Origin of the sequence: Paenarthrobacter sp. TA1.8 (assembly GCF_048595705.1) — a bacterium.
Classification (GTDB): Bacteria; Actinomycetota; Actinomycetes; order Actinomycetales; family Micrococcaceae; genus Arthrobacter; species Arthrobacter nitroguajacolicus.
Genome location: NZ_CP184287.1, coordinates 23,383 through 46,681, shown reverse-complemented (window position 1 = coordinate 46,681; position 23,299 = coordinate 23,383). Strand labels below are relative to the sequence as shown.

Below are 23,299 nucleotides of genomic sequence, written 5' to 3'. Positions count from 1 at the left end.
CTTTCGCTACGCCGCCGGCTGAGCGTGCGTCCCCTGCACCAAACGGACATCTTCTTCCGGCTTGGGGTCACGGCCGAGGAGCATGCCCACGATCGTGACAACAGCTGCGACGAGGATGTATACGGCGATCAGGTACCAGCCGCCGCCAGCGGCACCGTAGAGCGCTGTGAAGATGATGGGAGCAACGGCTCCACCGATCACACCAGCCAGGGTGTATGCCAAGGAACTGCCGGCGTAGCGAAGGCGGGCCGGGAACTGCTCGGTGATGAATGCGGCCTGCGGGCCATACATGAAGGCGTGGAGTGCCAAGCCAATGACGGTACCGATGGTCAGCATGGCTACGGACTTGCCCTGAATCATCAGGAAGAACAGCGGGATATAGGCGGCGGTAGCTGCTGCCGCGATGCCGTAGACCCAGCGACGGTTGAAGCGGTCCGTCAGTGCACCTGCCGCCGGGATCAGGAACAGCTGGAAAGCCGAGCCGATCAGGATGGCGGACAGCACGTTGCCGGTGGTCATGCCCAGTTCTTTGGTGGCATAAACAGCGACGAACACCGTGAACAGGGCGTAAAGGATATCCGGGCAAACACGTGAGAGCGCTGCTGCGACCAAGGCCTTGGGCTGGGTGGTGAAGACTTCCTTGATGGGAGCCTTGGGACGATCTCCGTGGGCCTGGATGGCCTTGAAGACCGGCGTTTCCTCAAGCTTGAGTCGGATGATCAGGCCGAAGACCACCAAGAGTGCAGAGGCCAGGAAGGCTACGCGCCAGCCCCAGGAGAGGAAGGCCTCTTCGCTGAGGGAAGCGGCAAGAATGGCAAGAACGCCGTTGGCCATGAGGTTGCCGGCGGGCGGGCCGATCTGGGCCGCGGAGGACCAGAATCCGCGCTTGTTGGGGTCACCGAATTCGCTGGAAAGCAGCACTGCGCCGCCCCATTCGCCGCCAACGCCAATGCCCTGCGCCAATCGCAGCAGCACAAGGATGGTGGGTGCTGCGACTCCAATCACTGAGTAGTCAGGCAGTGCACCGATGAGGACCGTAGCCACGCCGATCAGGACGAGGGTGAAGACCAGAACGTATTTACGGCCGATCTTGTCGCCCAGGCGGCCGAAGATGACGCCACCAATCGGTCGGGCCAGGTAACCAACCGCGAAGGCCGAGAAGGACAGCAGCAACGCGACGAATTCGTCATTGCCCGGGAAGAAGATCTTGGGGAACACGAGGGCCGAGGCCACCGAGTAAATAGCGAAGTCGTAGTACTCAAGCGACGTGCCGGTGAGGCTGGCGACGTACGCCTTGATGGCACCGGGCGGCGGCTTCCTTGTCGCTGCCTTGGGTGCATTGTTGGTGCTGGTCATGATGTCCTCCGGGGGGATGAGGGATGGTGCGGGGAGCCCAAGTGGGCTAGAGGAACGAGCCGACTCCGACGCCGGCATCGCTCAGAGCAGACTTCACAGCGGTGGCCATCGCGACGGCACCGGGTGAGTCACCATGCACGCAGATACTCTCTGCGCGGATTTTTAGGAGGGAACCGTCGATGGTTCTGACGGCTTGTTCAGTGGCCATTCGCAGGACGTGCTCTGCTACTTCGGCTGGATCGTGCAACACGGCCCCGGCTTGGGAGCGCGAGACGAGCGTTCCGTCCGGGTTGTAAGCGCGGTCCGCGAATGCTTCGGAAACGCCCCGAAGGCCTGCTTCCTCCGCGAGGCGCAGGACCTCGGAACCGGGGAGGCCAAGAATCGGAAGGTTGGGGTCAACCGATTTCACGGCCTCCACCACAGCGCGGGCCTGGGCAGTGTGCTTGACGATCGCGTTGTAAAGGCCGCCGTGCGGTTTCACGTACTGAACGCTGGCTCCCGAGGTGGCCGCCAACGCCTGCAGCGCGCCAATCTGATAAACCACGTCATCAGCCAGTTCCATGGGGTCGATGTCCATGAAGCGGCGGCCGAATCCAGCGAGGTCGCGGTAGCCGACATGGGCGCCAATAACGACGCCGGCCTTGGCCGCCTTTTCGCAGGTGCTGCGGATGACGCTGGGGTCGCCAGCATGGAATCCGCACGCAACGTTGGCACTGGAGACGGACTCGAACATGGCTTCGTCATCGCCGAGTGTCCAGCGCCCGAAGGACTCGCCGACGTCGCTGTTCAAATCGATGATTGCCATGATGTGATCCCTGCCTCGTGATGTGCGTTACATCCAGCATGCACCATTTTGCCGGATTGTTCAACGATCCAGCGATCCTGGTTTTCGGCAATCGTGTATTTTTGGTGTCATGGCCAGTGCAGATCAGGGAAGAAACGAACATGTTGGCCTTGATAGCGCGCGGGCCCGGGTACGGATGAAAGTTCCGTCCGTTGCCGAGAGGGTCGCCGAAGAACTGCGCTACCAGCTGGCCGAAGGTTTCCTTGTCCCGGGCGCCAAGCTGACGGAAGCCACCATTGCTGAGGATCTGGGCGTCTCCCGGAACACGGTCCGCGAAGCATTCGCCGAGCTGGCTGGGGAGCGGTTACTTCTCCGCCAGCCCAATAAGGGCGTTTTTGTAGCCACCCTCGAAGCAGGCGATATCCACGACGTCTACACGGTTCGCCGCGCCATAGAGGTCAGTTCTATCCGAGCGGGCGGTTCCCCGGAGCGCATTGCCGCCGTCAGGGCCGCCGTCGAAGAAGGTAAGCGCGCGGCTGCAGCCAACGACAACGAGGGCCTGGGCAGCGCCAACCAGCATTTCCACGGGGCCATCGTCGCCTTGGCCGAGAGCAACCGGTTGAACACGATCATGGCGCAGATCCTGGCCGAAATGCGGCTCTACTTCCACAAGGCCACAATGAACGCCCACTTCTACAGCGATTGGCTGAAGGAAAATGAGCAGATCTGCTCAGCATTGGAAGCGGGCGAGCTGGAGCGTGCCGGGGACCTTCTACTGGCCTACCTCAACCGTTCAGAGCAGCAACAAAGCGCCATCCACGGCGAGTAGTCAGCGTTTGCCCTTCTTGCGTGAACCCTTGCCGCGACCTTTGTCCGGGTTCGGGGCGTAGCGCTGCGCAACCGCGGGCTTCTTGGGGCCACCGCCACGACGATCAGGCTTGGGCTCCTTCTTGGGCTTTTCCTGCTGAGCCGAGGGTTGGCGAGAACTCTGGGCTGTCCGCCCGCGCACTATTCCGATGAACTCTTCGATCACCGGGCTGTCGGTTCCAACCAGCCAGGCCAGGCCGATCTGCGTCCCCGGAGCCCCTGTCAGACGACGCATGACCGTGTCCTTGACGTTCAGGTGCCGCGCAACGGACATCGGCAGGATCGCCAACCCGGCGCCGGATGCGACCACCTGGAGGGCCATGTCCGGCCCGCCCATTTCGTCAATATCCAGGAAGTTCTCCTCGGCGAGGTCGTCCAGTGCAACTTCCTCAAACACCGAAATCTCGTGTCCTTTGGGAGCGACCACCACGGGCTGCTCTTCATACAAAGGGATAACGTTCAGGCCTTCGCGGTCCACGGGCAACCGAACGAAGCTAAGGTCAGCGGAACCGTCACGCAACACCGAAACCTGAGCGGCGTCGTCGGACATGAATGAGTGCAACGGGAAGTTGGGCATCCGTTCTTCCCACCGCCGGATCCATTTCCCAGGAGTCACACCGGCAACATAGGCGAAGCGGAGGCCGGCAAGGGGTTCGGTTGTTTCGGCGGAATCTTCAGCGTCTGGCACACACTCACAGTACCGGCCAGATACCCTTGAAGCATGACGTCCTCGAACTCCCAGTCCATGAAGCCGGCAACAGTTGCCAAGAAACTCGGCATCTACCTGCCCGCAACACCCCAGGAGTTCCAGGATTCGTCCATCTCCCGCGAGGAATTCGCCGAACTTCAGGCCAACCCGCCGGAGTGGCTCGCCGAACTGCGCCGCAACGGCCCCCACCCGCGCCCGGTCGTCGCGCACAAGCTCAACATCTCCATCAGCGGCCTCGCCCGCGGCGGCGTAGAGGATGCGCTCACGACGGCGGAAATCACCGAGCTGCTGCAGGCACCGCCGCAGTGGCTGGTCACCGAACGCGCCACACACGCTGCTGTCCGCTCCGAAGCGCAGCGCGTCAAGGACGAAGCTGCCAAGAAGGCCGCCACCAAGGAAGCAAGGGACAACGCTGCCGCAAAGCGTGATGCTCCGAAGACCTCCAAGCGCGATCACGCGTAGTTTTCACGAGCTGTGGCCGGGACCTGCGTCCCGGCCACAGTTGTTTAAGGCCGGGTGCCTAAGCCGGGCTAGTCCTGGTGCAGCTGGATGAAGTTGCCACAGCCGTCGTCGAAGACTGCGCTGACGCCTGAAGGATCCTCGGAGGGTTCACCTTGGAACGTCACACCCGCGGCAAGCAAACGCTCGTACTCGGCCTGGACATCGGGTACGCCGAAGGTGATCGCGGCCAGGCCGGACTCGTGCAGGGCGTTCATGTAATTCGAGGCGATGGGGTTATCGCTGGGCTCCAGCAGCAGCCCTGGCGAATTGCTGTTGTCCGCGCCGGGATCCTTGATGATGAAAAGGTTGTACTCGGGCATGGCCATCAAGGTCTCGAAGCCGAGCGTCTCCGTGTAGAAGACGTGGGCTGCTGCGGGGTCCTTGACGTGGATGCTGCACATTTTCAGTCTCATGCTGCCAAGGCTACGCCCGGGGGTCCGACATCGAAGCACCTCGGGACGACGGCCACGGACAAGCCCGCGACCGTCGTCGAGACATGCTGCACCCCCTCACTGAGGAAGGGTGCGATCGCGGTCAGAGTGCTTGCACCCCGCCCGCGAAGGGGCATACTCTTGAGGCGTGAGCATCAAGGAGTAAGCCCTTGAATCGCACCAAAGAGCGCATCGCGCTGAACAAAGACCCGATTGCAGTCGGGTCTTTTGTTTGTTAACAATGCGGCAGGCTCTTGCCCACTGGCACAGAGTCTACCGAGAGTTGGCTATCCGTTTTTCAAGCACTCCCATTGCCCCTCGCGCCCAAGCAGACACTGCCGCATACTGAATTCAAAGCAGCGAATTCGCCTGGAGGTGGTCCGATGCCCGCCATGATGCTCCTGTGGGGTGTAGCTCTGGTTCTCGCAACCACAGCAACCGCGTATGTCCTGCACAGGAAACTGACACACGGCCGCGGCCAGGAGCCGGACGGGCTCTTCTGGGACGTGTTCGGCGGGTTCGTTGTCATAGCGCCCGCCATTCTCGTCCCTGCCGTGCAATGGGCACCGGCCGGGCTCATCATGGTTTTCGTCGGCATCGCCACTGCGGCAGGAACGCTGTTAAGCATCCGCAAAGTGGAGCGCATCCACGCAGCTGAGCCCCGCCGTCGTGCTGGTTTCCCGGACGACGCAGCCCGCCACGAAAGGATCCTGGAGCAGTGGCGCCAGTACGAGCTCGATCCTGCGCGGACCATCGATTTTCCGGCCATGACCGACGTCAGGACTGCCGAAACAGCGGCTCTTACGCGGGCCATGCGCGAGGCGGATTACTGCAAGGTGACAGCAGGAACTGACTACCGTGCCGCCGTCGAGCGACTCGCGGAAGCCCTCACGGCAGCCGAACGGGCAGCGGGCGTCCCAACGGCCGCCCTCCCCTCGCCCAGATGACACTTAATGACCATCCCAGCGAGCAACATTGGTATTAAATGCCACCTCGGCGGGAGGTCGGGAGAAAACTACAGAACCTTGCCCTTGAAGAACTCAGGACGCAGGCGATACATCACCAACATGACCACCACGCCGAGCAAGATCACGCCCATTCCCAGCACGAACACCAGGCCCACACCGCCAACGGACGAGCCCGAGCCATACTCCGGGTCCATCGAGTCCATGGCGGTCTTCACGAACATGACCAGCAGGATCACGCCTCCCAACAAAGGGGCCAGGAACTTGAAGAAGAACGCCCGGACGCCACTAAACGCTGATGCCCGGAAGAACCAGACGCAGGCCAGGGCGGTGATGCCGTAGTAGAAGCAGATCATCATTCCCAAGGCGGTGATGGTGTCCCACAGCGCGTTCTCCGACACGGTCCGGGTGATCACGTAGAAACCGGCGGCAGCGATCGCAGCCGCGATCGTCGCGAAGCTGGGCGATTTGTAGGTGGGGCTGATACGGCCAAAGCGCGGCGAGATGGCGCGGTAGTGACCCATGGCCAGCATGGTGCGGGCGGGTGAAACGAACGTCGACTGCAGGGACGCCGCCGAGCTGCTCAGGATGGCCAACGACATGAGGATGGCGAACGGACCCATCACGGGACCGGCAAGCACGGCGAAGATACTGGACTGGTTCTCCGGGTTGCCGGCACCCAATCCGGTCTCCCCCACGCCCGCGAAGGAGAGCGTAGCCAGTGCAATGGTCATGTAGATGATCACGATGACCAGCACAGTGATGGTCGCTGCCCGGCCCGGGGTCTTCTCGGGGTTCTTCGTCTCCTCGTTCATGGTGAGGGTGACGTCCCACCCCCAGTAAATGAAGATCGAGAGTGACACACCCGCGGCGAACGAGGAGAAGGAGTCCACGGCAAACGGGTTGAACCAGTCGGGCGAAATTGCGGTGGCGTCGAACGCCGTCCCGTTGGATACGTGCACAAACGCTGAGACGGCAAACCAGCCGAGGACCAGTAGTTGGAAGGCCACCAGCACGTACTGGACGCCTTTGGTGGTCTCCATGCCGCGGTAGGAAATCCAGCACGCCAAGGCAATGAAAACCAGCGTGGTGGCGATGTTCAGCGGCAGGATCTTGCTGAGCTCCCCTAGTTCCGGGTTACTGAAAATCTGCGCGAGCATCAGGTAGAAGAAGTCCACGGCGACGGCGGCGAGGTTGGATAGCACGATGATGGTTGCCGCGATCAGCCCCCAGCCACCCATCCAGCCGATCCATGGACCAAAGGCGCGCGTCGCCCACGTAAAGGAGGTGCCGGCGTCGGGCATTGCGTTGTTCAGTTCGCGATAGCCAAGCGCTACCAGCAGCATGGGGATGAAGCCCACCAGGAAGATGGCCGGCAGATGGACGCCAACCTCGGACACGGTGGGGCCCAAGGCAGCTGTAAGCGTGTAAGCGGGTGCGATGCAGGAAACACCAATCACGACGGCGCCGATCAGGCCCACCGATCCGGCTTTCAGCCCCTTTTCACTCAGGGATGGTGTTTCTTTCGACTGGACCGTCTTTGGTGCAGTTGACATGGGTTTTGCCTCTCAGGCGATTGCTAGGAGCTTTGTCGCGTGTAGTCGCGGGGGACCACGATCATGGGGACGGGGAGGGCACGCAGGATCCGGTTGGCGGTGGTGCCAAGGAATGTGGCCCGGTGCTGGGCCAGGCGGCTGGAGCCGATCAACAGGATTTCGCCGTCTTCCCAGTCGAGTCGGTCAACGGCTTCTTCGATGGTGCGGCCCTGCGCGACGACGATCTCAGGTTCCGGCGTCTCCACAGCAGAACCTCCGACGGCGGCAAGCCGCTCTGCGGCATGCATCCAGGCCGCGTCGGCCAACCCAGGCGAGTTACCGCCGTCGAGCGCCAACAGCGAGACGAGCCGCAACGGAAGGCCACGGTCGCGAGCGGACTCGACCGCGACGTCGAGCAGTTCATCAGCGCCCGGACGCGTCCCAAAACCGCAACTCAAACGGGTGATCGGCTCCGTCCGCTGGTAACCGTGGGGGGCCAAAACGACCGGAACCGGCGAAGAATGGAGCAGCGAACCCGCAACGGAGCCGATGGTGAACCGCTTGAACAGGCCACCGTTGGTTGCGCCGATGACCAGGGCCGCGGCGTCCATCTCCACGGCAGCGTCGATCAACGCCTGCGCTTCGGAGTCGCCGCGCCTGATGTGGGCACGGGCGGTGACGTCGGCTGGAACCAGCGCAAGGCCTTCGTCCAACCAGCGCTGCGCCTGCTCGTTGAGGATGTCGTTGTAGCCGGCCTCAGGCGGGTAGACCGCATTGAAGGGGGAATCCTGCGGGATCACCAGGACCAAGTCCAGGCTGACGTCGTGGTTCCTGGCCAGCGCAACGGCAAGGTGAACGGCGTCGTGCCCCCTCGCGTTGGCGGTATAACCCACTACGTAGCGCATGGTGGTCCCTTTCTCGTCTTAAACAGTGGAGCCGGCAGGCCGGGGATGGTGCTCCCCCAGCCTGCCGGTTTAGTGCTGTATGCCTTAGGCGACAGGCACCGCGGCGAGCCTGTTGGCCTCGACGATGCGGGCGGCCGTTGCCTGGCCCATGCGGACGGCGCCATCCACGTGCTGGTAGCCCTCGGCTGCCAAGTCGGATGAGGACCAGTAAATCGGTCCGACGTTCGCGTGCTGGTCTTTGCCGTAGCGGTGCAGGCCACCGAGGTCGTAGCTGGAGGCGTACGCGCCGCGGGTCCACTCTTCGGAGCCCCAGTCGGACTCGTAGTAGACCTCGGGGGTGAGCGCCTTGTCGCCGAGGAAGCCGGCGATGGACTCGAGGATGGCCTTCTTGCGGTCTTCGGCGCTGAGCTCGAACACGGCGTCAGCCTTTTCGTCGGACACGAAGCCCACCAGGGTGCCGCGGGTGTCGCCGTGGTTGGTGTTGTCGTAGACCTCCTGGACCAGCGCGCCTGCGCTGAAGCCCGTGCCGGATAGCCCTTCTTCGCGCCAGAACGGTGTGTCGTACACGGCGTGGACCTTGATGACCAGGCCCAGCGACTGGTGCTGGTGCATCTGGTGCTGGCGGCGCGGCAGCGGCGGCTCAAACGAGACGCGGGAGTACAGATTCGGCGGCACTGCCATGATCACGAACCGCGCATTGACGGTTGCCTGTTCAGACACGACAGTCACGTTGTTGTCGTCCCACTTGATGGTGCGAACCGGGCTGTTAAGTACGACGTCGTCACCCAGCTCTGCTGCCTGCAGCAGCGAGACCTGCTGCATGCCTCCGATGACGCGCTTGTCCAGGATGAAGTCTTCGTCCGTCAGGTGGCTGAAGGACCCGGCTGAGGCTGCCATGAGGACTGCCTGCAGTGCGGAGAAAGCGTGAGCCGGCTTGGTCAGCATGCCACCGGCGATGAAGAGGCCGATGTTGTTGCAGGCTTCCTCGTCGTTGGAGTTCTGGCGGAGCCAGTGGTGGAAGGAGATGGTGTCCAGCTCGCGTGCCTTGGGGTGTGCCCAGGGCTCGGTGGGACCGATCTCGGCGGCGAGGCCGTCCAAAATGGCAACAAGCTTGTCCATCTCGGCCTTGGTGGTTTCGTTCACGGGGAACGTGTCACCGGTGTACTGGGTGCGCTTGCCATCTTCGCCGATGTAGACGGATTCACCGTCGCGGTAGCGCGAGTACATTTTCAGGCCGAGCTCGTCCAGCAGTTCCATGAGCACTGTCTGGTCGGGGGAAACCCACTGGCCGCCGATCTCCAGCATGGCGCCGTCAATGGTGTCGGTCCAGGTGCGGCCGCCCACCCGGTCGCGTGCTTCGAGCACGGCAACGCTGAGTCCGGCCTTCTTCAATTCACGTGCCGCCGTCAGCCCTGACGGTCCGGCACCGACGATCACAACGTCGCGGTCAAGATTCTGCATGATGTCCTCTCCGTGGCCGTCCGTGGTGGCTGACCAATAAATGAATGACGTTCATTTAGTTCCATACTAGCGTTGGAGTCGGCCGCTGTGAAGCCCCGGTGGAATAATGCTGGGGACACAGGCAGCAGAAAGGCCTCCGATGCCCGCACCGACTCCCGCTCCTTCCGCCCTCCCGGCCGGCTCTGTGCGCCGCCGCGCCGGTCGACCGACGGCGGCGGTCCTGGACCAGGACGGGATCACGACGGCGGCGCTTGAGTTGATCAGCAGCAAGGGTTACAACGGGCTCACCATGGCCGCCCTGGCACGCTCCCTTGGCGTCGCACCGTCTGCGCTGTACAACCACGTGGGCTCCAAGGACGACGTATTACTGCTGGTGGAAGACCATTTGGCGGCGATGGTGGATGTCTCCGCTTTTGGCTCGGAACCATGGGATGTGGCAGTGCGTCGTTGGGCATGGTCCTACCGCGACGTATTCTCGGAACATACGCCGCTGATACCCGTGATTGCAGTGCTTCCCGTGGCAAATGCCCCCAAAACCCTGGCGATGTACGAGGCCGTGACTGCGGGCTTCCGCGATGCCGGGTTCCCTGAAGAGAAGATCATCTCGGCGATTGTGGCTTTGGAGGCGTTCGTTTTCGGTGCCGCTTATGACGTCACCGCGCCGGAGGACATCTTCGACGCCGGCAGCCTCGCCGAGCAGGTCCCCAACTTCACCGCCGCCGTGGACCGGCTGGCTGCCGAGGAGCACGCTCGGCCGACCGACGTCGCATTCAACCTGGGACTTGAGGCTCTGATTACGGGGTTCGGGGCACTGCGGGAAGCCGTTTCTGACTGACGCGGGGGTACTCAGCCACCCAGAGGGCTGACGCGAATGCTTATGACGGACGGATCCGGGAACTCATAGGCGATGTCGTAGGTGACCGCCAGGCCGGTGGACGTGCCGGGACCCAGGCTGTGATTGAACAGATCGACTGAGCTGCTGGTCTTGTTGACGTTTTGGAGCCAATATTCTGCGTCGTCGGCGTCCAACCCGTAACGGGAAACCGCGTCACGAACGTCCTTTTCCAGGTCCTCCCATGTGTCGAACCGATGGTAGAAAGTGACCTCCTTAAAGTCTGAACGCGCGGGGTCCGTTACAAATTTGAGGGTGTCAGAGCTTCCAGTAACGGTTCCTTTGGGACCGGCGATGTCGATCTGAATCTCGCGGCCGTCCTGAGCAAAGATCAGGGGGCCTTTCGCAGCGTCCACAGGTAGACCCACGGCCTCCTTTTCGAGTTTCCCCTTTGTCATATCCAGCTTCGCTGTCCCCTGTGACGTTATACGTTCGGCCCCATCGGACGTCAGGATGTCGAATTGGCCGGCATCCGGTGCGGTCGCTTGATTGCCGGAGGCGCCCCCCGAGCAGGCGGACAGGGCAAGGGATAGCGCGAGAGCGGCAATGGCTGCTTTCAGGCTCTTCCGGGCCTTGCCCATGGCGACCGCCTTCCCCGCTGGATACTTGCCCCGCAGATCCTTGTGATAGCCGGCCACTCTTTTTCCTGTTTTTCGTTCTGACACACAGGGAGTCTACGAGCACAGGCGCAGACCGCGCGCAACGTGAACCGCACACTGCGGGTCTTTTAGCGGGCAACCCTCTTGTAGTACAAGTTTTAAACTTGTATCCTAAGTGGCAGGCAAGGATGCCGTCCCCACTAGGAGAACCATGAGCACCGTAGATCTCATCCGTCACGTCAAGCTATCCACCGCAAGGTTGCCCCTCACTGTGCCCATCAGCGATGCCAAAGTCTTCACCGGCCGCCAAAAGCCCATGACCGAAGTGGTGTTCCTGTTCGCCGAGATCACCACGGAACAGGGCCATAGCGGCCTCGGATTCAGTTACTCCAAGCGCGCAGGCGGCCCGGCACAATATGCCCACGCCAAGGAGGTCGCAGAGGGCATCATCGGCGAGGACCCCAACGACATTGGAAAGATCTACACCAAGCTTCTTTGGGCTGGCGCCTCCGTGGGGCGATCCGGTGTGGCAACGCAAGCCCTGGCCGCAATAGACATTGCGCTCTACGACCTCAAGGCGAAGCGCGCCGGGCTCCCCCTTGCCAAGCTCCTGGGCTCTTACCGCGACTCGGTCCAGACCTACAACACGTCCGGCGGCTTCCTCAACGCCACCTTGGATGAGGTCAAGGAACGCGCCACTCGGTCCATCGACGAGGGGATTGGCGGAATCAAGACCAAGGTCGGCCTGCCGGACTCCAAGGAAGATCTCCGCCGCGTCGCCGGAGTTCGCGAGCACATCGGTTGGGACGTCCCGCTCATGGTGGACGCGAATCAGCAATGGGACCGCGCCACCGCCTTGCGCATGGGCCGCCAACTCGAAGAATTCAATCTCATCTGGATCGAAGAACCACTGGACGCGTATGACTTCGAAGGCCACGCGCACCTTGCACAGGTCTTGGACACACCCATCGCAACCGGTGAAATGCTGGCGTCCGTCGCGGAGCACAAGGGCCTCATCAATGCCAACAGCTGCGACATCATCCAACCCGATGCTCCCCGCGTTGGCGGCATCACCCAGTTCCTGCGCCTCGCGGCGTTGGCTGATGAAAGAGGGCTGGGCCTCGCCCCGCACTTTGCCATGGAAATCCACCTGCACTTGGCCGCTGCCTACCCGCGCGAGCCTTGGGTGGAGCACTTCGACTGGCTTGACCCGCTGTTCGAGGAGCGCCTGGAAACCAAGAATGGCCGCATGATCGTTCCAGACCGCCCTGGATTGGGTGTTACCTTGAGCGCGCAGGCGCGGGCATGGACCACCGAATCAGTGGAATTCGGCGCGTAATCTTGAACCCATGAGCCGAAACCTGACCGCGGATCTCGCCGCCGACCTTCGCAACCGCATCGTCGACGGCGTCATCCAGCCAGGTGAGAAGCTCCCCAGCGAAAACACCCTCATCAGCGAGTTCGGGGTGAGCCGGACCGTTGTCCGTTCCGCCCTCACCCGTTTGCAGGCCGAGGGGCTTGTAGAAACCGAACGTGGGCGGGGCAGCTTCGCGCTGACCCCGCCCGCAGACGGACCCACGCCTGCACCAGGAACGCGGGCAGTCGGCAGCATGGAAGAGCGACTGCAGATGCTCGACTTCCGGATCGGCGTCGAGACAGAAGCCGCAGCACTTGCCGCCCGGAACCACACAGAACACCAGCTGAAGGCTACGCACGGCGCCTTGGAGCAGTTCGTTGCGAGCTCAGGCCACCCGGCCCATTCAATGAAGGCCGATTTCGAGTTCCACCGGGCAGTCGCGGCGGCCACCGGCAACCCCTTCTATACGGACTGCATCTCCGCCCTGGGCCAAACCATGATCACCATGCCCCGCCCACGCCTCGTTTCAGGCGATGAGCAAGATTCCCGTAGACGCTTCGAGCAAGTGGTCCACGAACACTCCTCTATATATGCAGCCATCGCGGAGGGCGACCCAGTAGCTGCCGCGGCCGCCATGCGCCTGCACCTAAGCAATTCACGACGCCGCTTCACGGGTTCCGTGGGCAACTGACCTTCCGCCCGCCCGGGACCCGCTTGGTCACCCAGTCCCTGGCTTGTTCGAATCCCCCGCCCTACCACGGTGAGCGGAGCGAACAAGGGCGGGAGTCGCGCCCAAGACAGCAAAAGAGCCCCGGTCCTAAGACCGGGGCTCTTTCAATTGCGTGCGCGAGGGGGGATTTGAACCCCCACACCCTTTCGGATACTGGCACCTGAAGCCAGCGCGTCTGCCGTTCCGCCACTCGCGCGCAACTTCTTTTTCCGGACTCCACTGGTCTCCCAGCTTCGTTTCCTTCAAAAGCAGCGAGATCAAGCATAACGGACATCCTGAGCAAAACACCAATCGGCCGGGAGGCAGAGCCCCCGTCGAGCCTGGCAGAACCCCAACAACAGCTGAACTGAACGAAAATTTCAATCCCCGCCTCCCGCGCCAACAAGGGCCGGGAACGAACTTTTCCGGGTCGCAAGGCGTTGTGGATTAAGGCCATTCCCAGTCAGTCCCAGTAGTATCGGGAAGTGGAAGGGCCGTCAGGCGCATACTTCGCCGTGTGCGCAGACGGAGGAATGGACGGACTATCGGACCAGGCACAACGGGTGCCGCGGCAAGGAAAGGAGAAGGACATGGGTTTGCTGGACAAAGTCGAGCGCGGCATTGAAAAGGCCGTCCGCAACGTCTTCTCCACGGGGTCGCGGGCACGTGTTGAACCAGTGGAGATTGCAAGCAAGCTGAGGCGCGAGTTGGACAACAAGTCCATCACCATCGCAGCCGGGCGGACGCTCGCTCCCAATGTTTTCGACGTCCTGCTCAGCGATGAAGACTTCGCCCGGGCACAGGAATGGGGAACACCCCTCGCCGAGGAACTATGCGACGTCGTTATCCAGCACGTCCGCAGCCAGGGCTACACGCTCCAAGGCGCTGTCCGTATCTCGTTCCGTCGCAGTGACGAAGAACGCGCAGGACATTTCGAAATAAACTCCCGGACCGAGAAATCGTCCGATGACGCTGCTCCTGCTCCACAAGCTCCACGTGCCCATGTTCCTGCTGCCCCGGCACGGCAACCCACCCGCCTCCAGCCCGTGCTGGACATTGGTGGCCAGCGGTATTCCCTCAACGCCCACTCCGTGGTGCTGGGCCGCTCATCCGAGGCCGACATCCTTGTAGATGACACAGGCGTTTCACGGAAACACCTCGAGGTCCGCACGGAGAACGGCGGCACTTGGGCCGTTGACCTCGGCTCCACTAATGGCAGTTACGTCAACGGGCATAAAGTGAACGGCAGCGTGGAGCTGACAGACGGCTCAACCATCACGATGGGACGTACCAAGATTATTTTCCGCCTACTCCCCCAAGCCCCGGGTGGCCACGCGTGAACGACATCAGCGAACTGACCATCACAGCGCTTCGCTTCGGGTTCCTCCTTTTGTTGTGGGTCCTGATCTTCAGCATTGTGACCACCATGCGCCGCGACTTCCAGATTGGCCGCAAGGCCGTAACTGGTGTTCCCACCGCACGCGAAGTCCGGAAGCACCCTGAGCTGGCAGCTTCTCCGCCGCCGGCAATCCAGCATGCGCGCACACTGGTAGTCACGGAGGGCCCCCTCAAGGGCACCACGGTTCCCTTGGCCGCCAGCCCCATCCTGCTCGGCCGCGCACAGGAAGCCACGCTTGTCCTGGAAGATGATTACGCTTCCGGGCGGCATGCGCGCCTGTTCCCGCAGGGCAGCCGCTGGTTCATCGAAGACCTCGGATCCACCAACGGCACCTACCTGGCCGATCAACAGCTCACCCGCGCCTTGCCGGTTGAGCTTGGCGTCCCCGTGAGAATCGGCAAGACGGTCATTGAATTGAGGCCGTAGTCCATGGCCTTTTCCGAGACCCCCAAAGGCCAGGAAAAGCCTGCGGAGCGCCCGCTCATCATGCGCTACGCGGCGCGTTCCGACGTCGGACGGATCCGTTCCAAGAATGACGACTCCGCTTATGTGGGCCGCCATCTTGCAGTGGTGGCCGATGGCATGGGCGGTCATGCCGGCGGCGATGTCGCTTCCGCCTCAACGGTCTTGGACATGATCCACCTTGATCATGACGATTACCCGGAGGGCGCGGACACCGTCCTGGCTGACGAGATCCAGACCGCAAATTCCCTGCTCTCCGAGCTTGTCCACCAGAATCCCAAGCTCTCGGGCATGGGCACCACGGTCACGGCGCTGCTCTTGGAGGGACGCAAGCTCCACTTTGCCCACATTGGCGATTCCCGTGCCTACCGGTTGCGCAACAAGAAGTTTGAGCAGGTCAGCATTGACCACACCTTCGTGCAGCGCCTCATTGACGAAGGCCGCCTCCGCCCGGAGGAAGCGGAAACGCATCCGCACAAGAACGTCCTCATGCGCGTCCTGGGCGACGTCGATGCCAGCCCTGAGCTGGACTTGGATGTCCTGGACGTCGAACCGGGCGAACGCTGGCTGCTGTGCTCCGACGGGCTCAACTACGTAGCTGGCCACGTAGTGGAGCGCATGGTCCGCGAGACCAAGGACCTGCGCGAATGTGCTGAGATCCTGGTGGATCTGACGCTGGAAGCCGGCGCCCCGGACAACGTCACCGTGGTGATGCTGGAGATTGCGGAGGAGACCGACGACGACGTCAACACGGCCGCCGTCGACGTCGTTCCGGCAGCAGCGCTTGCCGCGGTTAACGAGCCCGAGGCAGTCACGGCTACCAAGTCAGCTGATGACCTGGCCGCGGACAAGGCGGAAAAGGACAGCAAGACCGAGTCCCATGCCAAAGCCGCGCGGAATGCCGACGCTGGATCTTCCTTCAGCGCAGGAGATCCGGACGACAAAGAGGACGAGGCTGGATCGTCAGAAGAGTCCACTGAGCCACCCACCTCCACCGACCCACATCTTGGTGAGCATTTGTCGGCTGAAGTACTGCGCGAGGAATTGGCCAGTCGCCCCCACGAACTTGTTGGCGCTGCCGCCACTGCTGCTGAAACGGGCTCCATTCCCACCGTCGCCGGCCGCACCGTCGCACGCAGGGCAGCAACGGTCCTCACGCATAAAGCAGAACAAGACCGTGTTGAGATCGAAGAGCCGGCCCGTCGCCGTGTGCGTTGGCTCATGCCTGCTGTCGCGGCCGTTGTGGTCCTGGGCGTCGTGGTGGGCCTGTGGCTTGGCTATGCCTGGACGCAGACACGCTATTACGTGGGCGAATACGACCAGCGGGTCGCTATCTTCAACGGGATCTCTCAGAGGCTCGGACCCATTCAGCTTTCCCGGCTTGAGGCCGTTACCGATATCAGGGTGGATTCATTGCCGGAATACGGCCAGCAGAGCGTACGCCAGACAGTTCCGGCGGGTGACCTCGACAGCGCACAGGGCATTGTGGAGAACCTGAGGAACACTGGCAGCGCTTCAGCCAACTGCCCGAGCACCCCCGCGGCCACAGCTTCGGGATCCGCTACGCCGACCCCGTCGGCCACTGTGCCCATACCCAGTACGGCTGCCGTTGCCAGCCCCACTCCTTCACCCGTCCCGACTCCCTGTGAGGCGGCCAAATGATGCAGACTGAGATAGCACCCAAACCCCGCCGCAATGTCGAGCTGGTTCTCATCGTTCTGGCCCTTGCCGTCGGCATCGGCGCAAGTGCGTTGGTGAGCATCAACTCGGAGGTCGGGCTGGACAGCGACTTCTGGTTCCAGTCGAGCCTCCTGGCGGTTGCAGCTTTCGCATTCCACATAGTGCTACGACTCCGGGCGAAATATGCCGATCCAGTAATACTTCCGATCGTTGTAGCTCTCAACGGACTTGGGCTTGCCCTGATACACCGTATGGACGGTCCCGCGGACGATACGGGCAACAATCAGCTGCGGTGGACACTCATTGCCATGGCGGTCTCGATTGCCGTGATCTGGTTCCTCAAGGACCACCGCATCCTTCGCCGCTTTACATACATCTCCTTGGCGGCCAGTGCTTTCCTCCTGGTCCTTCCATTGATTCCGGGAATCTCCGCCGGCGAAATCCTGGGTGCGCGCGTGTGGATCCGAGTGGGTCCCATGACGTTCCAGCCCGGTGAAATCGCCAAGATCACTCTCGCCATATTCTTTGCCGGCTATCTATCCTCCAACCGGGACCTGATTCTGTTGGCTGGCCGGAAGATCGGCCCTATGCAGTTCCCCCGGTTCAAGGACCTCGGCCCCATGATCACCGCGTGGCTGGTGAGCATCGGTGTTCTCGTCTTCCAGCGTGACCTTGGATCCTCCATCCTCTTCTTCGGCCTGTTCATCGTGATGATCTACGTGGCTACAAGCCGGATCTCGTGGGTGGTCATCGGCTTGCTGCTGATTCTGGGCGGCGGCTTCATTGCCTCCCAGATCTTCTCCCACGTGGCGTTCCGCATCGACAGCTGGATCAATGCGTTCACGCCTGAGGTCTTCGGCAGGTCTCCCGGAGGTAGCGGGCAAATCGTAGAGGGCTTGTTCGGGATGGCCGACGGCGGACTGGTTGGCACCGGCCTTGGCCAAGGCAGGCCGGACCTGGTGCCCTTTGCCAACAGCGACATGATCGTTGCCCTTATCGGTGAGGAGCTTGGCCTCATTGGCCTCTTCGCCGTGGTGATGCTTTATCTGTTGCTGTTCACTCGAGGCTTCCGTGCAGCCTTGGGCACCCGGGATGCGTTCGGAAAGCTCCTGGCGTGCGGTTTGTCCTTTGCGATTGCCCTGCAGTGCTTCGTCGTCATCGGTGGAGTTACCCGGCTCATCCCATTGACCGGCCTCACGACTCCGTTCCTTGCCGCTGGTGGTTCTTCGCTTCTGGCCAACTGGATAATCGTTGGCCTGCTGCTCATGATTTCCAACACGGCCCGCGGCCCGGTGGACACCACTCCCATGGTCAACAAGCCCCCGGCAAGCAGTAGCACGTCGGGAACACGTAAACCGGCCACGGGCCAGACACCTAGCGCACCAACAGAGGCGGTGAAGCAGCAATGAACCAGGCTATTCGCAGCAGCTGGATGGCTGCCGTCGCCATGTTCGCGTTGATCTTCGGCGCCATCAGCTACGTTCAGGTCATTGGCGCTGATGACCTCAACGCCAATCCTTGGAACCAGCGCGCCGTTCTGGCGTCTTTTTGCAATGAGCGTGGCTCCATCATTGTGGGTGGAAAACCTGTAGCTGAATCAGTCACGGGAACAGAATCCTGCGCATTCCAGCGTCAGTACAACCAGCCGGAGCTTTACGCCGGCATCACCGGATACTTCTCCAAGTTCTTTGGTTCCACCGGCCTGGAGCAATCCATGGGGGAAACCCTGGCCGGAAACTCCGACCAGTTGTTCCTGGATCGCATGAGCCAGATGTTCCTGGGCAAGGAACCAAAGGGCGCATCTGTGGAACTGACCTTGGACCCTGCCATCCAGCAACTGGCCTACGACCTCATTCCCGAGGGGCAGCGCGGTTCCATTGTGGTCACCAACCCCAATACCGGCGCTATCCTCGCGATGGTTTCCAAGCCGTCATATAACCCCAACTTGATTGCCTCGCATGACCGCACCACGGCTGAGGCCAACTATGCTCAGCTGAACCAGATTCCGGGCATCAACCTGAACCAAAACGTCAGCGGCCCTACGGGTAACCTGCTCTCGCCCGGATCGGTCTTCAAGCTCATTGATACCGCGGCTGCGTTGAACTCGGGCAAGTACAACAAGGACAGCGAGCTGCCGAACCCCAGCAGCCTGCCCTTGCCTGGCAGCAGTGCCAGCCTCCCCAACTACGCCGGCGGTAACTGCAACGTTCGCGAAACAGCGTCCTTCGCCTTTGCCTTGGAGCAGTCGTGTAATACTCCGTTTGCCAGCATCGCACTGGACCTCGGCCAGGATGCCATCCGGGAGCAAGCGCAGAAGTTCGGCTTCGGCGAAAACTTTGGCGACCAGCTTAAGCTCCAGCAGGCCACCAGCGTCTTCCCGGAGGACCTGGACCAGGCCCAGTTGGCCCAGTCGTCGGTGGGTCAACGCGACGTGAAAGCCACACCGCTGCAGATCAACCTGATGACGGCGGCCATCGCCAACGGCGGCGTGCAGATGAAGCCCAACCTGGTTGAGGCCATCCGTGCACCCGATCTGCGCGTTATCAACGAACCCAAGCCTGAGGCGCTCCGCACCAGCACCACGCAGCCCATCGCGACCCAGATCACCGAGTGGATGACCAGCGCCGTGGATAACGGTATCGCCCGGGGCGCAGCCGTTCCCGGCGTCAAGGTGGCCGGTAAGACCGGCACGGCCGAGCTCGGTGATTCAGGTTTGAACAACTCATGGTTTACCGGGTTCGCCCCGGCAAACGACCCGCAAGTAGCCGTCACCATTGTCATGGAGAGTGTTGACGTGCAAACCGGGGCCCAGCTAACCAGTCCGAACGCAAAGAAGATTTTTGAGGCGGTGTTGAATAAGTGAGGCCTACTTCGGGAATCACACTCGGCGGCAGGTTCCAGCTGACCAGTCGCATTGCGATTGGCGGCATGGGCGAGGTCTGGAAGGCCAAGGACCAGATCCTCGGCCGGATCGTTGCCATCAAGGTGCTCAAGGAGGAATACACGGGTGACCCCGGGTTCCTTCAGCGGTTCCGTGCCGAGGCGCGTCACACCGCCCTCCTCAACCACGTGGGCATCGCCAACGTCTTCGATTACGGCGAGGAAGCCGGTTCGGCCTACCTGGTCATGGAACTCGTTCCCGGACACCCCCTGAGCGGCATCCTCGAACGGGAGCAGGTGCTCTCGCCGGACATGACGCTCTCCATCATCTCGCAGACAGCGCGTGCCCTTGCCGTTGCGCACGCACAGGGCCTCGTCCACCGCGACATCAAGCCGGGCAACCTGCTGATCACGCCCGACAACCGCGTCAAGGTCACCGACTTCGGCATTGCCAGGTTGGCTGACCAGGTGCCGCTCACACAGACCGGCCAGGTCATGGGCACCGCCCAGTATCTGGCGCCTGAGCAGGCAACCGGCCAGACCGCCACGGGTTCTTCGGACATTTATTCGCTCGGCGTCATCGGCTACGAGTGCCTCACCGGGCACCGTCCGTTCTCCGGCGAATCCCAGATTGCCATTGCCCTGGCCCAGGTGAATGACGCACCGCCGCCCCTTCCGGAGACGCTGCCCACCCCCGTGCGGGCACTGCTGATGTCCATGCTGGCCAAGGATCCGAAGAACCGTCCGGCCAACGCCATCAAGCTGGCCGAAGCCGCGGAAGCCATCCGCAACGGTGACATCGCCACCGCCCACGCCGCCGTGCCCGGCATGCTGTTGTTCGAATCCAATACCGGACCCATCACTGCGCCGGTGGACACCGCAACGGCACCCACCGGCGTCGTTACCTCGCCTTACGGCAAGGAACAGTCGACGACGGCGACGTCCGCACTGCCGGTGCTCGGCGCCGGGGCTGCAGGGGCTGCTCTTGGAGCCGCCGCCGCGTCTTCGGATAACCCCCTGACGCGTGCAAACGCGCTGGAGGCCGAACGTCAGCTCAACGACGACGAAGTGGTCTACACCGAAGAAGAGAACTTCGACGATGCTGAACCCGAGCGCAAGAAGCGCAGCCCCTGGACCTGGCCCCTTGTTGCCCTGATTCTCCTGGTTCTGTTTGCTTTGGTTGGTTTCCTGATTTCGCAGTCAGGTTTCTTCTCGCCGAGCCCCGCGCCCACCGAGTCAACCACCACGAGCCCCAGCCGGAGCGCGAGTCCTACCTCCACGTCAGCTACACCTACGCCGCGGCCCACAGAGACCTCAGAGGCACCGCAGCCCACGCAGTCGGTTCCCCAGAAGATCAACATCATTCCCGAGCAGTACGTTGGCCAACCCTTCGAGACTGTCAGCGCGCAACTTCGGGCATTGGGCTTTGGAGTGAACGGCCAGGAGGTCTTCGACGACACAGCCGAGGCAGGAATCGTGACGACTCTCAATCCCACCGGACCTCGTGAACCTGGCGAAACCATCACCGTCACCTACTCCAAGGGCCCCGAATTGGTCGCTGTCCCCGCTATCGGAGTCGGGGTTGACGAATCGCGGATTCGCCAAGCCATCGAAGGAGCCGGTCTTTTGTGGGTTGCCGGAGAACCCGTGAACGGTGCCATCGGGCAGCAGCCGGGAACGTTCGTCCGTTCCTCACCGGCGGCTGGAACCCAGGTCCCGGCAGGCTCCACAGTCACTTATTACCTGTCCAAGGCACTGGTTCCGGTTGATCCCGGCTCGTCGAGTGCCACCCCCAGCGGCTCCGGCAGCCCGAGCGACTAAGTAAACGCCATGTCAACGTCACGTCCAGGTCCTGCGCATCGAGAGGAGAGCACACCTGTGTCCTCCCAGCGCATCCTCAATTCCCGCTATGAACTTGGCGAGCTGATCGGTCGTGGCGGCATGGCGGACGTCTACCGGGGAACGGACACCCTGCTGGGACGGACCATCGCCGTGAAGGTGCTGCGCGCGGACCTTGCGCGGGATCCCCAGTTCCAGGCCCGTTTCAAACGCGAAGCCCAGGCTGTAGCGGCGTTGAACCATCCCTCCATCGTGGCCATCTTCGATACCGGAGAATACTCGGTTCCGGGAGGTCCGGGCGAGGACGTACGTGTCCCTTACATCGTCATGGAGTACGTGGCCGGACGCACCCTGCGGGACATGATCAAGGCGAACGAGCTTGGGGTGGAGGACTCCATCGGCTTCACTTTGGGGGTCCTTGGCGCTCTTGAGTACAGCCACCGGGCCGGCATCGTCCACCGGGATATCAAACCAGCCAATGTGATGGTGTGTACCGACACCGGCGAGGTGAAGGTCATGGACTTCGGCATCGCGCGTGCCATGGCCGATTCCGCCGCCACCATGACGCAAACACAAGCCGTGGTGGGCACAGCGCAATACCTTTCGCCGGAGCAGGCCCGTGGTGAAACGGTGGATGCGCGCAGTGACCTCTACTCGGCCGGTTGTCTTCTTTTCGAACTGCTGACAAGCCGGCCTCCGTTCATCGGCGACAGCCCCGTATCAGTTGCCTACCAGCACGTCCGCGAGACCCCGGACCTGCCCAGTGCCCACAACCCGGAAGTCACAGAAGCCTTGGACTCAGTCCTGGTAAAGGCACTGCAGAAGAGCCGGACAGATCGCTTCCAGGACGCTGCCGCCTTCCGCCGTGCGCTGCGCGCGGCCAGCAACGGCATTCCCGTGCCGGCAGTGGCGGCCAGCGAGGCCCCTACCGACCCCAACGACCTCGTGGAACCCGAAGACCCGGCAACAGAGCTTTTGAGCACCACGGCCGTGGGCTTCCTCGATGCCGGGCAGTTCAAGGACGAGCCAGTTGATCAGCCCCAGGAAGAGTCTCTTCCCTTGGGCCTCCCACCCGAACGTGAGCTGCCGGCGCGCCAGAAGTCCCGCCGTCGTGCCTGGGTTGCCACCTTGGTGATTTTCACCATTCTGGTGCTGGCAGGGGGTGGCTTCTGGCTCTACAGCCTCATGAACATGCAACCGCCGCCCCCGGCGAGAATAGCCGTACCGGTAGTGACCAACATGTCGGAAAGCCAAGCAATTCAGGAACTGTTCACGGCCAAACTGAAACCCAAGTCCGTGCGTGAGCCCAGCGACACCGTGGCCAAGGACATGACCATCGGAACGACGCCGATTGCCGGCGCAATGTTGGAACAGGATGCTGAAGTCATCCTCAAAATTTCCAGCGGTCCCAGCTCAGTGACCATCCCGGCGGACATCGTGGGGCGCACTGAACCCGACGCACGGGAAGCTTTGCGCAGGCTTGGCATCACCGGTGAAGTGGTGACCGCTTTGACCCACAGCCCCACGGTCCCCGCAGGCGTTGTGATCAGCACGGCTCCCGCCCCTGGTGGCGCCATAGCCGTGGATTCCAAGGTGGAGCTGCAGGTTTCAACGGGCAAGGTCCTCATGCCCCAGTTGATCGCGTTGCCCTTGGCTGAAGCCGAAGCGGCGCTCAAAGCCAACGGACTCACCATGGCAGTGGTGGAGCAAGAGAACTCTCAAGTTGCGGCGGGAACAGTCACAGCTCAGAGCGACGCGTTCAACACTGAGGTGGCCCAGGGCAAGGTGGTAACTGTCACGGTGGCCAAGGCCCCGGCACCACCGCCCACACCCACCCCGACGCCAACAGAGACCGAAAAACCGACCCCGACGCCGAAGCCCACGGCAAGCAAGAAGTAAGGGGGCTTCGGCTGTCGCCGCTGGCACCCGGAAGCGGGCGTCTAAGCGAGGAACGAGCGAGCCCGCAGA

General features: G+C 62.3%; 21 protein-coding genes and 1 tRNA gene. 13 read left to right on the top strand and 9 right to left on the bottom strand.

Translation table 11 applies throughout. From position 1 onward, the window contains the following. Positions 1–6: 6 nt before the first annotated feature. Positions 7–1,356, bottom strand: a complete 1,350-nt coding sequence (locus tag ACNAOT_RS00240; protein ID WP_364308615.1) for an MFS transporter — start codon at positions 1,354–1,356, stop codon at positions 7–9. 46 nt (positions 1,357–1,402) lie between these two features. Then, positions 1,403–2,161 (bottom strand): LamB/YcsF family protein, encoded by a 759-nt coding sequence (locus ACNAOT_RS00235; protein WP_420179559.1) that lies wholly within the window; start codon positions 2,159–2,161, stop codon positions 1,403–1,405. A gap of 109 nt (positions 2,162–2,270) precedes the next feature. Between ACNAOT_RS00235 and ACNAOT_RS00230 the strand changes: the two genes are divergently transcribed. Next, positions 2,271–2,969, top strand: a complete 699-nt coding sequence (locus tag ACNAOT_RS00230) for a GntR family transcriptional regulator (protein WP_091464346.1) — start codon at positions 2,271–2,273, stop codon at positions 2,967–2,969. Here the strand turns inward: ACNAOT_RS00230 and ACNAOT_RS00225 are convergent, their stop codons facing one another. Beyond that, the gene (locus ACNAOT_RS00225; protein WP_179018038.1) at positions 2,970–3,695 is read right to left on the bottom strand and encodes a LysR family substrate-binding domain-containing protein; all 726 of its coding nucleotides are present in this window, start codon (positions 3,693–3,695) and stop codon (positions 2,970–2,972) included. Positions 3,696–3,728: 33 nt separating this feature from the next. Here ACNAOT_RS00225 and ACNAOT_RS00220 point away from each other — a divergent pair, with 33 nt between their 5' ends. Continuing rightward, positions 3,729–4,178 (top strand): DUF5997 family protein, encoded by a 450-nt coding sequence (locus tag ACNAOT_RS00220; RefSeq protein ID WP_062072297.1) that lies wholly within the window; start codon positions 3,729–3,731, stop codon positions 4,176–4,178. Positions 4,179–4,246: 68 nt separating this feature from the next. On the opposite strand, the gene ACNAOT_RS00215 is transcribed toward ACNAOT_RS00220, so the two are convergent. Further along, positions 4,247–4,630: a VOC family protein gene (locus tag ACNAOT_RS00215; protein WP_420179558.1), complete on the bottom strand. Its 384-nt coding sequence runs from the start codon at positions 4,628–4,630 to the stop codon at positions 4,247–4,249. 401 nt (positions 4,631–5,031) lie between these two features. Here ACNAOT_RS00215 and ACNAOT_RS00210 point away from each other — a divergent pair, with 401 nt between their 5' ends. Beyond that, the gene (locus tag ACNAOT_RS00210) at positions 5,032–5,595 is read left to right on the top strand and encodes a hypothetical protein (protein ID WP_420179557.1); all 564 of its coding nucleotides are present in this window, start codon (positions 5,032–5,034) and stop codon (positions 5,593–5,595) included. 68 nt (positions 5,596–5,663) lie between these two features. Here the strand turns inward: ACNAOT_RS00210 and ACNAOT_RS00205 are convergent, their stop codons facing one another. From ACNAOT_RS00205 to ACNAOT_RS00195, 3 genes are all read right to left on the bottom strand, one after another. Further along, positions 5,664–7,169 carry an APC family permease gene (locus ACNAOT_RS00205; protein ID WP_364308610.1) on the bottom strand — a complete coding sequence of 502 codons (1,506 nt, stop codon included), beginning with the start codon at positions 7,167–7,169 and terminating at the stop codon, positions 5,664–5,666. A gap of 23 nt (positions 7,170–7,192) precedes the next feature. Continuing rightward, positions 7,193–8,053, bottom strand: coding sequence for a universal stress protein (locus ACNAOT_RS00200; protein WP_420179555.1), 861 nt, complete (start codon positions 8,051–8,053; stop codon positions 7,193–7,195). Between the two features lie 84 nt (positions 8,054–8,137). Then, a complete protein-coding gene (locus ACNAOT_RS00195; protein WP_091464333.1) occupies positions 8,138–9,514 on the bottom strand; it encodes a flavin monoamine oxidase family protein in 1,377 nt (458 codons plus the stop codon). Between the two features lie 106 nt (positions 9,515–9,620). On the opposite strand from ACNAOT_RS00195, the gene ACNAOT_RS00190 reads away from it, so the two are divergent. Continuing rightward, positions 9,621–10,349, top strand: a complete 729-nt coding sequence (locus tag ACNAOT_RS00190) for a TetR/AcrR family transcriptional regulator (RefSeq protein WP_091464330.1) — start codon at positions 9,621–9,623, stop codon at positions 10,347–10,349. A gap of 11 nt (positions 10,350–10,360) precedes the next feature. Here ACNAOT_RS00190 and ACNAOT_RS00185 read toward each other — a convergent pair whose 3' ends face one another. Beyond that, positions 10,361–11,044 carry a hypothetical protein gene (locus ACNAOT_RS00185; RefSeq protein WP_420179554.1) on the bottom strand — a complete coding sequence of 228 codons (684 nt, stop codon included), beginning with the start codon at positions 11,042–11,044 and terminating at the stop codon, positions 10,361–10,363. Between the two features lie 172 nt (positions 11,045–11,216). Between ACNAOT_RS00185 and ACNAOT_RS00180 the strand changes: the two genes are divergently transcribed. Both ACNAOT_RS00180 and ACNAOT_RS00175 read left to right on the top strand, forming a co-directional pair. Beyond that, the gene (locus tag ACNAOT_RS00180; protein WP_420179553.1) at positions 11,217–12,344 is read left to right on the top strand and encodes an L-talarate/galactarate dehydratase; all 1,128 of its coding nucleotides are present in this window, start codon (positions 11,217–11,219) and stop codon (positions 12,342–12,344) included. 10 nt (positions 12,345–12,354) lie between these two features. Next, positions 12,355–13,053 carry a FadR/GntR family transcriptional regulator gene (locus tag ACNAOT_RS00175; protein WP_420179552.1) on the top strand — a complete coding sequence of 233 codons (699 nt, stop codon included), beginning with the start codon at positions 12,355–12,357 and terminating at the stop codon, positions 13,051–13,053. Between the two features lie 152 nt (positions 13,054–13,205). Here the strand turns inward: ACNAOT_RS00175 and ACNAOT_RS00170 are convergent. Continuing rightward, a tRNA-Leu gene (locus ACNAOT_RS00170) sits at positions 13,206–13,288 on the bottom strand. A 373-nt stretch (positions 13,289–13,661) separates the two neighbouring features. Between ACNAOT_RS00170 and ACNAOT_RS00165 the strand changes: the two genes are divergently transcribed. Genes ACNAOT_RS00165 through pknB form a run of 7 tightly spaced genes read left to right on the top strand, consistent with a single transcriptional unit; the run spans position 13,662 to position 23,230 of the window. Continuing rightward, positions 13,662–14,411 (top strand): FhaA domain-containing protein, encoded by a 750-nt coding sequence (locus ACNAOT_RS00165; RefSeq protein WP_420179551.1) that lies wholly within the window; start codon positions 13,662–13,664, stop codon positions 14,409–14,411. Positions 14,412–14,416: 5 nt separating this feature from the next. Further along, positions 14,417–14,896, top strand: coding sequence for an FHA domain-containing protein FhaB/FipA (locus ACNAOT_RS00160; RefSeq protein WP_024818875.1), 480 nt, complete (start codon positions 14,417–14,419; stop codon positions 14,894–14,896). A gap of 3 nt (positions 14,897–14,899) precedes the next feature. Next, positions 14,900–16,594 (top strand): PP2C family protein-serine/threonine phosphatase, encoded by a 1,695-nt coding sequence (locus ACNAOT_RS00155; RefSeq protein WP_420179550.1) that lies wholly within the window; start codon positions 14,900–14,902, stop codon positions 16,592–16,594. Further along, the gene (locus ACNAOT_RS00150; RefSeq protein WP_420179549.1) at positions 16,591–18,021 is read left to right on the top strand and encodes an FtsW/RodA/SpoVE family cell cycle protein; all 1,431 of its coding nucleotides are present in this window, start codon (positions 16,591–16,593) and stop codon (positions 18,019–18,021) included. Before ACNAOT_RS00155 ends, ACNAOT_RS00150 begins: the two co-directional genes overlap by 4 nt. Then, entirely contained in the window at positions 18,018–19,475 is a 1,458-nt protein-coding gene (locus tag ACNAOT_RS00145) for a penicillin-binding transpeptidase domain-containing protein (RefSeq protein WP_420179548.1), read from the top strand. Before ACNAOT_RS00150 ends, ACNAOT_RS00145 begins: the two co-directional genes overlap by 4 nt. Next, the gene (locus ACNAOT_RS00140; protein WP_420179547.1) at positions 19,472–21,313 is read left to right on the top strand and encodes a protein kinase domain-containing protein; all 1,842 of its coding nucleotides are present in this window, start codon (positions 19,472–19,474) and stop codon (positions 21,311–21,313) included. Before ACNAOT_RS00145 ends, ACNAOT_RS00140 begins: the two co-directional genes overlap by 4 nt. A gap of 9 nt (positions 21,314–21,322) precedes the next feature. Next, positions 21,323–23,230: a Stk1 family PASTA domain-containing Ser/Thr kinase gene (gene pknB, locus ACNAOT_RS00135; RefSeq protein WP_420179546.1), complete on the top strand. Its 1,908-nt coding sequence runs from the start codon at positions 21,323–21,325 to the stop codon at positions 23,228–23,230. The last annotated feature ends 69 nt before the right edge of the window (positions 23,231–23,299 follow it).

Bases quoted from the DNA above. Each gene is read 5' to 3' on its own strand.
- ACNAOT_RS00240 (WP_364308615.1), bottom strand. From the start codon at position 1,356: ATGACCAGCACCAACAATGCACCCAAGGCAGCGACAAGGAAGCCGCCG.
- ACNAOT_RS00235 (WP_420179559.1), bottom strand. From the start codon at position 2,161: ATGGCAATCATCGATTTGAACAGCGACGTCGGCGAGTCCTTCGGGCGC.
- ACNAOT_RS00230 (WP_091464346.1), top strand. From the start codon at position 2,271: ATGGCCAGTGCAGATCAGGGAAGAAACGAACATGTTGGCCTTGATAGC.
- ACNAOT_RS00220 (WP_062072297.1), top strand. From the start codon at position 3,729: ATGACGTCCTCGAACTCCCAGTCCATGAAGCCGGCAACAGTTGCCAAG.
- ACNAOT_RS00215 (WP_420179558.1), bottom strand. From the start codon at position 4,630: ATGAGACTGAAAATGTGCAGCATCCACGTCAAGGACCCCGCAGCAGCC.
- ACNAOT_RS00210 (WP_420179557.1), top strand. From the start codon at position 5,032: ATGCCCGCCATGATGCTCCTGTGGGGTGTAGCTCTGGTTCTCGCAACC.
- ACNAOT_RS00205 (WP_364308610.1), bottom strand. From the start codon at position 7,169: ATGTCAACTGCACCAAAGACGGTCCAGTCGAAAGAAACACCATCCCTG.
- ACNAOT_RS00200 (WP_420179555.1), bottom strand. From the start codon at position 8,053: ATGCGCTACGTAGTGGGTTATACCGCCAACGCGAGGGGGCACGACGCC.
- ACNAOT_RS00195 (WP_091464333.1), bottom strand. From the start codon at position 9,514: ATGCAGAATCTTGACCGCGACGTTGTGATCGTCGGTGCCGGACCGTCA.
- ACNAOT_RS00190 (WP_091464330.1), top strand. From the start codon at position 9,621: ATGCTGGGGACACAGGCAGCAGAAAGGCCTCCGATGCCCGCACCGACT.
- ACNAOT_RS00180 (WP_420179553.1), top strand. From the start codon at position 11,217: ATGAGCACCGTAGATCTCATCCGTCACGTCAAGCTATCCACCGCAAGG.
- ACNAOT_RS00175 (WP_420179552.1), top strand. From the start codon at position 12,355: ATGAGCCGAAACCTGACCGCGGATCTCGCCGCCGACCTTCGCAACCGC.
- ACNAOT_RS00165 (WP_420179551.1), top strand. From the start codon at position 13,662: ATGGGTTTGCTGGACAAAGTCGAGCGCGGCATTGAAAAGGCCGTCCGC.
- ACNAOT_RS00155 (WP_420179550.1), top strand. From the start codon at position 14,900: ATGGCCTTTTCCGAGACCCCCAAAGGCCAGGAAAAGCCTGCGGAGCGC.
- ACNAOT_RS00150 (WP_420179549.1), top strand. From the start codon at position 16,591: ATGATGCAGACTGAGATAGCACCCAAACCCCGCCGCAATGTCGAGCTG.
- ACNAOT_RS00145 (WP_420179548.1), top strand. From the start codon at position 18,018: ATGAACCAGGCTATTCGCAGCAGCTGGATGGCTGCCGTCGCCATGTTC.
- pknB (WP_420179546.1), top strand. From the start codon at position 21,323: ATGTCAACGTCACGTCCAGGTCCTGCGCATCGAGAGGAGAGCACACCT.